Here is a 13,391-nt window from a genome sequence, read left to right on the forward strand (position 1 = left end):
TCAGATCTCCACTACCAGGCCGGGGTCGAATTCCCCGTTTTCGCCCGGATAGCCGCCCGGGTTCGCCACCACGCGCGCCTTGCCGATGCGATAGTCGAAACAGGTGTGGGTATGGCCATGTATCCAGAGGTCGGCCTTGGCCGCCAGGTCGTCCAGGTTGGACGAGAAGGCCGGCGACAGCTGGTTGCCCTTGTACTGCTGCGGCACCGAACGTTCGCTGGGCGCATGGTGGGTGACGACCACCGTGGGGCCGGTGTGGGGCGTGTTCAGCTGTTGTCCCAGCCAGGCGCGAGCAGCCTGGTGCAGGGCGATGCAGGCCGCCGGCGTGAACTTTCCCTGGTCGGTGTCGATGCAGCTGAAATCGGGCATCACGCGTACGGCCATGGCTTGCGCCAGTTCATCGCCGGGCGATCCATACAGCGCGAAATCGGCCCAGAGCGTGGTGCCCAGGAAGCGCACGCCATCCAGCTCCACTGCTTCGTTCTGCAACAGGTGCACGCCGTGCCGGCGGGCCGTCTCGCGCATCTTGCGGTCCAGCCTGCCCATGTGGGCGGAATAGAACTCATGGTTGCCCGGCACGTAGACGACCGGCGTCTTGCCGAAGGCCCGGCCGGCCCAGGCGATGCCGAGATCGTGCGTATGGATGTCGCCGGCCAGGACGACCAGGTCGGCGTCGACGTCGGGCAACGGGCGATTGCCGTTGAAGTGTTCGTGGTGGAGGTCGGACAGAATGCGGATGCGCATGGTCGTCGGAATCCGAGGCGATGGCACGGATCGACTAGCGTAGCACGGCCTACCGGGCCTCTTGCAGTGCCGCCCGGACCGCGTCCCGCGTCAGGTGCGGAGCGAACATCCTGATGAAGTCGAAGGTGTGGTTGCGCAGATAGGCATTGATGCGCAGGGAAATCGACGTCATGCTGGGTTCGAACAAGGTGGCTGGCGTCGATCACTTTCCATCGCCCGCTGAAAGCCGGGTCGTGCGTGATGATCGGATAGGTCGCCACGTCGCGCAGGGTGGGCTTGCGGATCTTGAGCAGCGGATGACCCACCTTGGTGGATGGAACGCTCGAGCTCGAAACAGTCCATGCGGACCAGCGTCGGGAAGGCTCGCGTGGTTTCCGTGCCCACGGCGAGATCGGCCACGCCTGCTTCCACCATTTCGCAGATCTGCGTCGGATTGCCCTGGCGCAGGTGCAACTGCACCTTGGGATGCTGGCGGATGAAGCGCTCGATGACCTGGGGCGGGACGTAGCGGGCCTGCGTATGCGTGGTGGCGATGGTCAGGCTGCCCCCTTCGCGCGAGGAAGGCTCTTCGCCCAGCCGTTTCAGGCTGTCGATGTCGTTGAGCACGCGCTGGGCGATGGCCACGACTTCTTCGCCGGGTTCGGTCAGGCCGACGATGCGGTTGCGCTTGCGGGCAAAGACCTCGAACCCGAGTTCTTCTTCCAGTTGCTGCAGATGCTTGCTGATGCCGGGCTGTGGCGTCGACCTGACGCCAGTCCATTACAAAGGGGATTCGGCCGCCATCGTCGACCTGCTGGGCGGCCAGGTGCAGATGATGATGTCCAGCATCTCCGGCCTGCTTCCCAACGTGCAGAACGGCAAGCTGCGGCCCATCGCGGTAACGGGCAGGACGCGGTCCCCGACCATGCCCGACCTGCCTACCATCGCCGAGTCGGGCTATCCCGATTTCGAGGTCATCACCTGGTTCGGCCTGGTCGCGCCGGCCAGGACCCCGGATGCCGTCGTCGCGCGCCTGAACCGGGAAGTGCTGCAGGTGCTCAAGCAGCCGGAGGTCAGGGAGAAACTGACCGGCATGGGATTCGAGGTGGTGCCGAATTCGGCGGAAGCGTTCTCGCGCTTCATGGCCGAGGAGAACGTCAAGTGGGGCTCGCTGGTGCGCGAACTGGGGCTGAAGGGACAGTGATGGATGTCCTGCCCGCCATCGCCGGACCTGGATGAAAACATCCGGCAGTAAGTAGTTCACACGCTACCCGGGCACAGAGCTGCCCGGCACGATGCATGCCTGGGCGCGGTCTGGCCGCGCCGCTTTGCCAAGGGTCCTCTATGCATCCGTGTCTCATCACTATCGCCGCCGCATGGCTCGCCTGCGGAACCGCCGCGGCGCAAGCCCTGCCTGCGCCGCACGCCGGCAGGGATGGCGCTTTCGATTTTTCCTATCGCATCGTGGGCGACAAGCGCGTGGCGCCCGTGCAGGTCTTCGACGACGGGCGGCAGACCTATCTGCAATTTCGCGTCGGGCAGGTGTTGCCTGCCGTCTTCAGCGTCGGCGCGCAAGGGGAAAGGCTGGCGCCGGTCGCATGGCAGGGCGGCTACGCGGTGGTGGCCGGCACGGCGGGCGAGTACCTGTTGCGGATAGGCGAAGTCGTGGCGCGTGCCCAGTACCACGGGGGCCGCGGCCGCGCCGGCACGAGTGGTTCCGGCGGAGCGGGCGGCTACCCATCCGACCCGGACGATTCGTCTTTCGCCGCACCAGGCTATCCCGGGCCAGTCCAGGGGCAGACGGTCGCCATCGGCAGCGGGCGTCCCGCAGCGGACCCCGCGCCCGTCCGTCGGGGAACGTACGACGCCACGCCGGCGGACCGGACCATGCGCCAGGCCCTGCGGCGGTGGGCCATGGCCGCGGGCTGGACCTTCGACCCCGAACACTGGACGGTCGACGTCGACATACCGCTTGCCGGGTCGGCCAGCCTGGGCAGCGACTTCAAGACGGCCGTGCGCGAACTGCTGGCCTCCACCGAACTGTCCACCCATCCCCTGCAGCCGTGTTTCTACTCGAACCGCGTGCTGCGCGTCGTCCCCCATGCGGAATCGTGCGACCGTACCAGCACGCCGACGGGACGCCAGGGGTAGGCCATGGTCCATGCATGCAGTGTGTCGCCGCGGTTCCTCCGCGGCACGGCGGCCATGGTTCTTTTCGTGTCGGGCTGCGGGCAGTTCGAGGCCATGCGCCACATCGACGCCGACGCGGCGCGTGCGTCCGACAACATCGCCACCGCCCGCATTCCGTTCCAGCAGTCCGTGGCGGGCGGGCCCGGGCGCGCACGTGCCCAGGAAGTCGCCCGGCCCTGGCTGGCGGGCAAGCCCCAGCCATTGTCGCGCGAGGTCACGCTGCCCGAGGCGCTCCGGGCGTCGGTCGAGACGGCATTGATGTTTCCCGGAGGCCGGGTCGACCTGCCCACGCTGGGCGAGCAGATTGCGCTTGCCACCGGCATACAGGTGCGTATCCAGCCGGACGCGCTCCTGCCGCAGGAAGCCTTTCTTCCGCGCCTGACCCTGGCGCAGGCGGCCGGCGCGGGGACGCCGTCCGCCGTCCAGGTCAGCCTGCCGACGGGGCTGCATCCGCTGCCCCGCCTGCTGGACCTGGCGGCCAACCGCCTGGGCGTGCACTGGAAGTACCAGGCCGGCGCCATCGTCTTCTTCCGCACGGATACCCGGGTATTCAACGTACGCGCGCTTACCTTGAAGGCCTCCGCGGCCGCCAGCCTGGGACGGGCGGGCGGCGGCAACGCAGGCGCTTTCGAAAGCACATCGTCCACGCGCATCGAATCGACGGGCAGCGACGCCCTGGGGGCGGTCAAGGCCAAGCTCGAACCCTTCCTCACGCGTGCCGGCACGCTGGTCGCCAATGGCGACGCCTCGGGGCTCATCGTCGTCACCGACACCCCCGAGGCGCTGGACCGTGTCGCGGCTTTCCTGGAACGCGAGAACAAGGCCCTGACCCGGCGCGTGCGCCTGATGTTCGAGGAGATCGAGTTGGTGGCCAGGAACCAGACCGAGCAAGGCATAGACTGGAATCTGGTCTATCGCCGTACACGGGATGCCGCCCAGGCCGGCTCCCCGGCATCGCTGGTGTCGGACGTCGCGGGGTCGGGCCTGGGCCTGTCCATCGCCGGCGGCCGTTGGGAGGGCTCGGCGGTGGTACTGAAGGCACTGAGCGAGATCGCCACCATCACCCGCCATACCACGGTGCCGTTGCAGACCCTGAACCGGCGCCCGGTCACGCATGCGGTCCGCACCACCTTCACTTATATCGACCAGGTGCAGGTCACTACCGTCGCGTCGTCGGCGGGCACGTCCACCGCGCCGTCAGTCACGCAGAAGGAGGAAACCGTCGGGTCCTTCCTGACCGTGATTCCCGATGCGCAGGACGACGGCCAGATCCTCCTCACGATCGCCTACGACAACACGGTCGCCCAGCCTCTCAAGACGCTGACTTTCGGCGCCAGCGGCAACCAGGTCCAGCTGCAGCAGAAAACCGTGGATGGCATGGGGACCGTGCAGCAGGTCGAGCTGAGGCCCGGCCAGCCGGTGCTGGTGTCCGGTTTCGAGCGTTCGCAGGACCAGTACGACAAGCGCCGGCTGGACGAGGGGGCGCCGATGCTGCTGGGCGGCTCGGGCAAGACCGCGCGCGAGCGTCGCAATACGGTCGTGCTCATCACCGCGCAGGTCGAGGAAGGCTTCTGACTCGCCATGAACGATTACGTCCTGCTTCGATTCGACGGCGACGAGCGCGTGCTGGTCCTGGGCATGCGCTGGCACACCATCCTGGGCAGCCGGCTGGACCAGCGGGCGCGCCAGAAGGCTCGGGAGGTCAGGGCTTCGCACTATGCCCATGCGCCCGGTTCGGAGGCCGTCGGCGTGGTCCGTCTGAGCCGTGCCGACCGTGGCCTGGCGGCCAGTCTCCACAGCGGGGCGTTGGCCTTCGCCGCCGACCACAGGCAAGGGGTGGTCGCGCTGCGGGCGGTGCTGCCCGACGGGCGCATATGGGTGGTCGCCTCGCAGGGTGGCAAGGTACTCACGCATTCGGACCGCGTCCATGATACCGCCGCCGATGCCCAGGAGGCCCTGGACGCCCTGGCCGCGCATCACGGCGACGAACTCGTCGTCCTGGACGCCGACTCGGAAGATTCCGGCGACGTCTCGCTGCCGGAGCTGCTGGGCGAATCGCCGGATCCATACCGGCTCCAGCCATGCGGTTGGAGCATGCCGACGCTGCCGCGGCCGCTGGTCGTCGCGACCCTGGGGTGTGCCGCCGCATTTCTGCTGCGGGCCGGCTGGGACTGGTATCGCCACCTGGGCGGCACCCAGGCGCCCGCGCCGGCAAGCGTCGATCCCGACGCGGCATGGGCCCGCGTGTTCGAGACCTTTCGCCAGCGGGTACGCCTGCACGCCCAGGAGGATGGGCTGGCCGTCCTGGATGCGCTGGCCGAGCTGCCCGCCGAATTGGGAGGCTGGAAGCTGTCGTCCGCCCAGTGCACGCGAGATGCCGGGCCGGGCTGGACGTGCCGCGCCGGGTATGGCAGGGGGCATCGCCTGGCCACCAACGCCAGCTTTCTCGCGGCCCGCCCGCCAGGCTGGAAAGAGACATGGCAGCCCATGGATGCCGTCGTAGCGCACTTTTCCATCGCCGGCGGCGGCCAGGCGCTCGAGCCATCGCGGCTCAGGAGCCAGGAGGAGCATGACGACCAGACCGTCACGGCCCTGCAGCAGGTCATGCCGCTATTGTCGGGCATCACGCTGGGAGACGCGGCGCCCGCGCGGCTGGAACCTCCACGCGACGAATACGGGGCCGTCATCCCCGCGCCGCCTTCGATGCCGGCCATATTCGAGCGGCCGCTGGCGCTGGAAGGACCGTTGCGGTCCCTGTTCCTGATGCCGGAGCTGCTGGCCGGCCAGGTCGAATGGCGGTCGGCCTCGCTCACCGTCGCTCCCGACGCCGAGCTTTCCTTGAATCGGAGCCGGCTCATGGCCGGCATTTCTGGAGTCCTCTATGCGCGTGATTGAGTGGGGCGGGCGGCCCGCCATGACCATGATCGCCGCCCTGTTCCTGATCCATCCCCGGGTGGAAGCGGCTGAAAGCGAACTGGACAAGGTGCGCGAGATGCTACGCATCGATACCGCCCGCGCCCTGGCCGCGGAGCGAGCCCGCCAGGCGCCTGCCCCGAGGTCGGCCGCGGCGCCGGCCCGCCATGGCGACAAAATCGTCCTGACTTCCCTGTATGGCTTGAGCGGGGGCTTGAACGCGGTCGTGCTGGTCAATGGCGAATCGCGGCTGTATCGCCAGGGCAGCGAGCTGCCTCGCGGTACGATCCATCCGGGCCGGGAATATCGGTTGCAGCGTATCGACGACGGCTGCGTCTATCTGAAAAAAGGCGCGGAAGAACGTTCGGCCTGCATCCCGCCCGCCGTGCCCATGCCGGCCGCGGCGGCGGGAGCCGGTTCGGTCGGCATGGCGCCGGTGCCGGCGCCGGCAATGCTGCCCATGCTCGTTCCCGCACTCGGAGCGCGGCCATGAGCCCGCTCATCTGGGGCCGGCCGGGCGTGTCGGCGGTGCTGGCCGGCAGCCGCCTGAGGGCGTCGGGCGCTACCGCCGCGGCGTCCGCGGACAAAGAAAAGGACCCGTCCGCATGCAAGGGCATCGCGTTCCCGGAGCTCGTCATGCGGCTGGACGGCCGCGACCAGCTCGCCCGGATGACGCCAGCCTTCCGGCGGGTGCTGCGTTCCGGCTTCGACGTCGGCAGCCTGCTGGACAAGCTCTGTCCCGTCGAACTCGAGGACGGCCGGGTGGCCCTGTTCACCGTCGATGATTATGCGCGCAGCGAGCAGATCGAGGAGTTCGAGCGCATGGTGCAGGCGCGCGGCCGAACGCTGGCCAGTCCCGCCCGCGTCGTGGTGCCGGCGACGCTGTTGCTGTCGATCGTGCGTGGCCAGATCACGGGGGATACCCTGCGGTCGCGCCGCCGGGTACTGCTCGATCCTGTCAAGAGCTCCATGGCTTCGGCTTTCCACGACATCGTCGCCTGGGGCGCGCGCCACGGTGCGAGCGACATCCATGTCAACCTGAGATCCGCGCATCCGGAATCCGAGATCCGATACACCCTGGGCGGCCGCTACGTGATGCCCGAACGCTTCCGTGGCATGCAGACCAGTACGCTGCGCGAGGTGTTGGCCGTCGCCTACATGGATATACAAGGCGGCAACGGCGCGGTCTTCGACCCGATGATCGAGCAGCAGGGCAGCATCCTGCACGATGTGGAAGGGGTGTCGTTCATGTTGCGCTGGGCGTCGCTCGCCACCGATGCCGGGGCGTCGGTCACCATGCGCCTGCTGCGCATGGACATGCGTGAACAGCCCCCGGATTTCGCCCGGCTGGGGTATCTGCCTTCCCAGGTACGAGTGGTCGAACGCGCCTTGGTGGCCGAAGGGGGAGCCATCGTGCTCGCAGGGGTGGTGGGATCCGGCAAATCGACCACCATCGCCTCGATGATGTCCCGCATCCCGTCCACCCGCAAGGTCATCACGCTCGAGGACCCGGTCGAATATCTCATTCCCAACGCGCTGCAGAACAGCGTCAGCCGGTCGCTCGACGGTTCGGTTTCCAACGAGTTCGACGCCAAGCTCAAGACCATCAAGCGATCGGCCATGAACGACCTGCTCATCGGCGAGATACGCGATCGCTCCACCGGCAGGGCGTTCATGGACCTCGCCAGCTCGGGCAGCAACCTGTACACCACGACGCATGCGGGCGGCGCGGCCCTGATCCCGGACCGCCTGGCCTCGGACTTCATCGGCGTTTCCCGAAGGCTGCTGGCGACGCCCGGGATACTGAAGCTCCTGGTCTATCAGACGCTGCTGCCGGCGTTGTGCCCCGCCTGCGCCTTGCCATTGTCCAGCCTGTTCGACCGGGCCGGCGGGGGCGGCATGGCCAGCCACGAGCCCGATCACTGGCGACGCTATGCCGATCGGCTCCATGCCTTGTACGCCATCGACGTCAAGGCGCTGAAGGTCCGCAATCCCGATGGATGCCCCGCCTGCCGGCAGAGCACCCTGCCGGAACTGCATGGGTACGCCGGGCGCACCGTCGCCGCCGAAATGATCGATCCCACCGTCGACGACGGGTTCCTGCGGCTGGTGCGCGACGCGGACACGCTGGCGTTGCGCGACTACTTCCGGTTCCAGCGGCGCAGCGCGTTCGATCATGCCGACATGACGGGCAAGACGGCGATGGAGTGCGCGATCTACAAGGCGTCGCAAGGGCTGGTCGATCCGCGCGACATCGAACCGAGATTCGTCAGTTTCGAGACCGTCGAACTGCGGAGGACCCGCGCGCCACAGGTGCCGCCTGGGCGCAGGCGGCCCCGCAGGTTGGCCTCCGGCCGGGTGCAGGCGCCGCTCGGGCGCCGCCGGGATGCCGAACGGGGAGGCCGTCCGGCATGAACACGCTTCGCGAACGCGCGCGCATCGCGTGGTGCGCGGCGCAGTTCCGGCCCGGCCGCGCCGATTACTACGACTATCTGGCCGATGTCATGGACGCCTGCAATGGCCGCAAGACATTGCGCGATATCTTCCTGGACGACGCCCGGCGCTATGGAGACCATCCGCGGGGCGTGTTGTCCGCGTACTGGGCGGCGCGCTATCAGCATGCGGGCGGCGATCTCCACGAGACCCTGCGTTCGACGCTGCCGGACGACGACCTGGTCCTGCTTCGCATGGCCCAGCGAGGCGGCGCGGGTGCGCTCGAACAGACCTTGCGCGACGTGGCGGCGGTGACGCGATTGGCCGACGAGGCACGGCGCACGTTGTCCGCCACGCTGTCGGCGGCCCTTGCCGCCGTGCTGGTCTCGTTCGGCATGATCGTCGCCGTGCCCATGTTCACCGTGCCGCGCCTGAAGCGGGCGTTCGGTGCGGTTCCCGACGAGTTCCTGGGCAGCCTGACCCGGCGTCTCTATGCCTTCGCCGAACTCGTCCAGGCGCACCTGTTCGTGTCCGCGCTGGCCGTGGGCCTGGCCGTCTACTTCGTGGCCTGGTCCATGCCCAACCTTACCGGCCGTGTCCGCCGTGTGCTGGACCGGTATTTTGTCTGGCGCCTGTACCGGGACCTGCAGGGCATACGCTTCCTGGCGTCGCTGGCGACCATGGTGAAGCGGCGCGGCAACGTCAGTACCGCGCTGCGCGAAGCTCTGGAACTGCAGGTGGAGGGCGCCAATCCGTGGCGGCGCTGGCACCTGGAAAGAATGATCGCGAATATCGACGACGGCCGCGTGGGCAGCGCCACCTTCGACACCGGCATCGTCGAGCCCGAGACCTTGTGGTTCCTGGCCGACCTGATCTCGGCCCGCGGCATGGACAGCGCCTTGCAGCAGACGCGCGTGCGCCTGGAGGGGCGGTCGCTGGGACAGGTTGCCAGGAAAGCGGCCGCCGCCCGCTGGGTGCTGCTGCTGGCCGCCGTAGGCGTCGCGTTGTCCCTGGTCTTCTGGCATGTCGGCGTCGTCAACGAAATGCGTTCCGCCTTGACCAACTATTACTCCAGCCGATGAGGTATCCCCATGTCTCGCTTTCTTCACGTTCGTCCCGGGCGCCAGCAGGGCTTCACCCTGGTGGAGGTCGCCATCGTCGCCGCCATCGTCCTGATCGCCGCCATCATCGGCATTCCCGCCATCAACGGCTATGTCATCGAGAACAAGGTGCCGGCGGTGGGGCAGGAACTGCATCGCTTCATCGCGCGCACCAAGGTCTCCAGCCAGGGGTTGGGCAACACGCCCTATACGGGCATAGGAATCGCCCAGCTCGCCAATTCGCTGCGCAGCAGCAGCGTCATCACCGTCGCGGGCTCGGGGGCCACGGCCACGGTCCGGCATGGCCTTGGCGCCACGGACGGCAGGATCGTGCTCGCTGCCGATACCCTGACTTCGTCCGGGGATGCCTTCGGACTGACGCTGGACAAGGTCAACGAAGCGGCATGCCCGGCGCTGGCCGCGGTCATGCAGCGGGTGTCCGAGCGCATCGTCATCAACAGTGTCACCGTCAAGCAGCCGGGCACCGGCGGAGCGGCGGGCACCTATAACGCCGCCGGCGCGGACGCCGCCTGCACCAGCGGCGATACGAACTCCTTCTCGTTCACCGCACGATAGGGCGCGCCCATGTCGCATACGACGGCTCTCCATGCCGCGCCGGCTGCCCGCGCGGCACGCCAGCGCGGATGGACCCTGATCGAACTGGCCATCGCCGCCAGCATCGCCATGGTGCTGGCCGTCCTGGCGGGGAGCCGCCTGGTGCGCGAGGTGGACGACGCGGCGGCCCAGGCGACGGGAACGTACCTGCTCGCGATCAAGGGAGCCATGGATGGCTACCTGGTCCGGCACTACGACGCGCTGGCCGGCGGAGCACCCGTTGCCGGCGTGGCGCAGGCATTCGCGCCCACCCTGGCCGAACTGAGGGAGGCCGGACTGCTGCAGCGCGGATTTCCCGATCGCACGCCGTTCAACCAGGCTGTCGCCATCCGTGTCGAGCGCAGCGGCTCCTGCCCAGGGACCGGATGCAGGGTGGATGCGCTGGTGCATACCGCCACGCCGCTGCGCGCGCCGGGGGCTTCCGAGCCGGATCCCGGCATCCTGGCCCAGGTCGTCATGGCCACCGCCGGATACGGCGCCGCCGCCTATCCCGACCAGCCGGCGCTGATGCGCGGCGCGACACACGTCCTTCCCAATCCATTGGGCGCGACGGCGGGTGTCGTGGGAGCCCTGGCAAGCCTGGATACGACCTTGTTCCAGCAGTTCGTGCGCATGCGGGATAGCCGCAATCCCGACCTGCAGGGGAGCCTGGATGTGCGAGGCGGCGTGCGGCTGCACGATTCCCTGGTGCTGCGGGGTACGGCCGGCGATTGCCTGACGGCGACCAACACCGGCGTGCTGACCGTGCAGTGCGCCGGCGTGCTGCAGACCAAGACCGGCCTGTTCCGGGCCGACAACGGCAGCATCGTCCAGATCGATCCAGTCTCGGGCATCGTCGCCAGCCAGCGGGTCCGTGCCGCCGCGGGACTGTCCACCGACCGGGGATCGATCTTCGACGCCGCCGACGCGCAGCCCACCTTGCGCGTGAACACGGGCCAGATGATCGTTGCGACCGGGGCCGGCCTTGCGCTCTCGGTCGTCGGCCGCGACCTCGTCGGACATGCCGGCGTGTCCGTCGATCGGCTGGGCGTCAGGGAGGTGGCCGCGGCCAACACCCCCTGCCTCTCACGGATATCCACCGAGGCCGGCGCCAACGCCGAATTCGCCCGCACGTCGGCCGGAGGCCTCCTGGTCTGCGCCGGCGGCACATGGCGCGAACTGGCAGCCATGGCATCGACCGGCGCCGCCTGCGCCCCCAACGGCGCGTTCGCCACCGACTCCGCCTCGGGCACCGGCCTGGTCTGCCGCCTTGGCGTCTGGATGCGCGCCGACGACCTGCTGTCCAGCTACGTCATGACCGGCAGCCAGATCGTCGCGTCCGGCGACACCGTCCAGAAACCCGCCTGCGGCCGGCTTGGTACCGCCGCCGGCACACCGCTCATCTATCTGTTGCCCCAGATCGAGTCCTCCAAGGCTTCGTCGTTCACCCGCAAGGCAGTGGACGCCGGGACGGGCTGGCAGGTGCAACTGCTGGACTACGACGGAACGGTTCTTGGCGGTCCCGCCAAGGCCATCGCCCAGGTCTATTGCAAATACTAGGGAGGAAGAATGAAGCGAATCATCGCCGCGGGCGCGGGCTGCGTCCTGGTTTCATGGAACGCCGGCGCGCAACCGGCACCGCCGCAGATGCGGACACCTTGGGTGGATTCCACGCATATAACGGGGGTGGCGAAGAGGGTGATGCCGGATAGTCCGGTCACGCCGCCCGGAGTTGATATACCTCAAGAGCCGCGAGCACCCGCAACCATTCAGGAGCTGCTTGACCGCATGGCTGGTGCAGAACTGTACTTCCGTGAGCTGTGGGATGGTCGAAGTGGTTGGAATGAACTGCCCGCCGTCCTGCGCGTTGTGGTGAAGGGAAGCGGCGCGGAAGTCCAATCACATGGGCAGTGGAACAATCAGTGGTCTCGGCTGTGCGTTCTGACTCCACTAGACACCAGGTGTGCGGCCGCTCCCGGCTCCATGAGCGCGAATCTTGTGCTGGAGATCAGCAGTTCAGCCATCACCGTTGCCGGGGCATCGTGTCTTCCCTGGTATATGGGAAGCGCCAGCGCTTGGGCCACATACACTTGGGACCATTACAGCAACGGATATGGCAAGTTTTCTAACCAGAACCGCCATCAACAGCCTGCCGGCAACGGCTACTCCGGATATTTTTTCCAGAACGGGAGCTTTTACTCTTCTTGCTACTACGAGATGCCAGGATAGCGCTTGGAAGAGGATGCTTCCTCTTCCAAGTTAGTGGACATCCCTCGTTGAGAATGTCCAAGCTTTTCCAATGTTGTTTCCCGCTTGGATTGCTTCGATTTCCACTCTGTAGGTCTTGCCTGGTTCCAGTTCGGCAATGGGTAGAAGGAATACACAGCCACGATGTGTTGCCGTCAGGTTGCCGTCAGTGACGATCTGAGCATCGACGGCCTTGTCGATGTATACGGAAGCATGGCGCAAGAGTCGGATCTGAATCGAACTAGTAGTCTGTTCTTCTTGGGCAGTGGCTCGCAACACTTCGAGCGGGGCGTAGTGTCCTTCCGAGCCACAGAACATGATCGGTGTGCCGGTAACAAGCAGGTCTGGGGCCGGGTTTGGCGATTCACTCGAGGGGACGAAGCGGGGGTTGACGTTCGTCTGCTTGTCAATTGGCCAGTGCCACGTTGTGTGAATGGGTTGCAAGTTCGCGGTGGTTGCGCCAAAGGTGATACTGGTACTGCTAAAAATGGCGGGTGTTGTCGTGGAATCCACGCCCAGACCTACTTGGTTGGCTCGCGGCTCCAGTACCCCGTACAGGTGGTAGACCGAATGCAAGAGAGAGTCAATGGCCTCGACGCCTGGTGAGAAATAGGAAATAGCCTCCGTGACTGGTTTTCCCGTATATCCCTGAGCAGTAGCCCTGGAGACATAGTCCGTCCCCGTGAACCACGGCTTATTCGGATCTTCCCCATGGCCCCTCACATAGTTCCTGACCTGATACGTCGCATGTGCCTGCGCGGCGGCATCCAATTGAGCATTCTGTTCCACGGCACCGACCCCGGCCGCCAGCCGGGCCTCGTTGAGTCGCGTGAACGCAGCCAGCTTCTCTCCCGTATGGCTGGACGTGGGCATGTCGGTGATCGGCCGGGTAGTTTCCTGGCCAGGGGGTGGGGCGGGGGGCGCCGGGGGAGAGGATCCGCCGCCTCCGCAGGCGGCCAGCATGGCAGTCAGGGGAAGCGCGCAAATGAAGCCGGGGAAGGACCCCGGCCCGATGGGGGGTGATGGACGTTTCATGGCAAGCCTCGATGCGACACCGCCCGGGAATCTCCGAGGCGGCGAATGAGCCCCTAGCCGGGGGATATCCGGTCTAACGGGTCCTTGGCCCGACACAAGATACGGGGCTCCACGTACGTGGTTGCCGAGGGGGCGCCCGGCTGGCGTCCTGCCTTA

14 protein-coding genes are annotated in these 13,391 nt (G+C 67.2%); 10 read left to right on the forward strand and 4 right to left on the reverse strand.

From position 1 onward, the window contains the following. Genes R4823_RS07175 through R4823_RS07185 form a run of 3 tightly spaced genes read right to left on the reverse strand, consistent with a single transcriptional unit; the run spans window position 1 to window position 1,368 of the window. Window positions 1-744, reverse strand: coding sequence for a metallophosphoesterase (locus R4823_RS07175; protein ID WP_279816098.1), 744 nt, complete (start codon window positions 742-744; stop codon window positions 1-3). A 49-nt stretch (window positions 745-793) separates the two neighbouring features. Beyond that, window positions 794-916 carry a hypothetical protein gene (locus R4823_RS07180; RefSeq protein ID WP_254914630.1) on the reverse strand — a complete coding sequence of 41 codons (123 nt, stop codon included), beginning with the start codon at window positions 914-916 and terminating at the stop codon, window positions 794-796. Beyond that, on the reverse strand, window positions 913-1,368 hold the full coding sequence (locus tag R4823_RS07185) for a LysR substrate-binding domain-containing protein (RefSeq protein WP_338618118.1): 456 nt from the start codon (window positions 1,366-1,368) through the stop codon (window positions 913-915). The genes R4823_RS07180 and R4823_RS07185 overlap by 4 nt, the downstream gene beginning before the upstream one ends. A gap of 100 nt (window positions 1,369-1,468) precedes the next feature. Here R4823_RS07185 and R4823_RS07190 point away from each other — a divergent pair, with 100 nt between their 5' ends. The 10 genes from R4823_RS07190 to R4823_RS07235 all read left to right on the forward strand — a co-directional run bounded on the left by R4823_RS07190 (window position 1,469) and on the right by R4823_RS07235 (window position 12,182). Continuing rightward, window positions 1,469-1,927, forward strand: coding sequence for a tripartite tricarboxylate transporter substrate-binding protein (locus R4823_RS07190; RefSeq protein ID WP_338618119.1), 459 nt, complete (start codon window positions 1,469-1,471; stop codon window positions 1,925-1,927). Window positions 1,928-2,067: 140 nt separating this feature from the next. Next, complete coding sequence (locus R4823_RS07195; RefSeq protein ID WP_165963056.1) at window positions 2,068-2,874, forward strand: TcpQ domain-containing protein; 807 nt, start codon at window positions 2,068-2,070, stop codon at window positions 2,872-2,874. 54 nt (window positions 2,875-2,928) lie between these two features. Further along, on the forward strand, window positions 2,929-4,488 hold the full coding sequence (locus tag R4823_RS07200; RefSeq protein ID WP_132979227.1) for a hypothetical protein: 1,560 nt from the start codon (window positions 2,929-2,931) through the stop codon (window positions 4,486-4,488). 6 nt (window positions 4,489-4,494) lie between these two features. Then, window positions 4,495-5,808: a type 4b pilus protein PilO2 gene (gene pilO2, locus R4823_RS07205; RefSeq protein ID WP_338618121.1), complete on the forward strand. Its 1,314-nt coding sequence runs from the start codon at window positions 4,495-4,497 to the stop codon at window positions 5,806-5,808. After that, window positions 5,795-6,319 carry a hypothetical protein gene (locus R4823_RS07210; RefSeq protein WP_338618122.1) on the forward strand — a complete coding sequence of 175 codons (525 nt, stop codon included), beginning with the start codon at window positions 5,795-5,797 and terminating at the stop codon, window positions 6,317-6,319. The genes pilO2 and R4823_RS07210 overlap by 14 nt, the downstream gene beginning before the upstream one ends. Beyond that, on the forward strand, window positions 6,316-8,241 hold the full coding sequence (locus tag R4823_RS07215) for an ATPase, T2SS/T4P/T4SS family (RefSeq protein WP_338618123.1): 1,926 nt from the start codon (window positions 6,316-6,318) through the stop codon (window positions 8,239-8,241). The genes R4823_RS07210 and R4823_RS07215 overlap by 4 nt, the downstream gene beginning before the upstream one ends. Beyond that, window positions 8,238-9,341, forward strand: coding sequence for a hypothetical protein (locus R4823_RS07220; protein ID WP_338618124.1), 1,104 nt, complete (start codon window positions 8,238-8,240; stop codon window positions 9,339-9,341). Before R4823_RS07215 ends, R4823_RS07220 begins: the two co-directional genes overlap by 4 nt. 9 nt (window positions 9,342-9,350) lie before the next feature. Continuing rightward, window positions 9,351-9,935 carry a prepilin-type N-terminal cleavage/methylation domain-containing protein gene (locus R4823_RS07225; protein WP_087839925.1) on the forward strand — a complete coding sequence of 195 codons (585 nt, stop codon included), beginning with the start codon at window positions 9,351-9,353 and terminating at the stop codon, window positions 9,933-9,935. Window positions 9,936-9,944: 9 nt separating this feature from the next. Then, window positions 9,945-11,513 carry a type II secretion system protein gene (locus R4823_RS07230; protein ID WP_338618126.1) on the forward strand — a complete coding sequence of 523 codons (1,569 nt, stop codon included), beginning with the start codon at window positions 9,945-9,947 and terminating at the stop codon, window positions 11,511-11,513. 9 nt (window positions 11,514-11,522) lie between these two features. Further along, on the forward strand, window positions 11,523-12,182 hold the full coding sequence (locus R4823_RS07235) for a hypothetical protein (protein ID WP_279816052.1): 660 nt from the start codon (window positions 11,523-11,525) through the stop codon (window positions 12,180-12,182). A 30-nt stretch (window positions 12,183-12,212) separates the two neighbouring features. Here the strand turns inward: R4823_RS07235 and R4823_RS07240 are convergent, their stop codons facing one another. Further along, the gene (locus R4823_RS07240; RefSeq protein WP_279816050.1) at window positions 12,213-13,073 is read right to left on the reverse strand and encodes a CAP domain-containing protein; all 861 of its coding nucleotides are present in this window, start codon (window positions 13,071-13,073) and stop codon (window positions 12,213-12,215) included. Window positions 13,074-13,391: the final 318 nt, after the last annotated feature.

Source organism: Pigmentiphaga sp. CHJ604, from assembly GCF_036972535.1.
Lineage (GTDB): Bacteria > Pseudomonadota > Gammaproteobacteria > Burkholderiales > Burkholderiaceae_B > Pigmentiphaga > Pigmentiphaga daeguensis.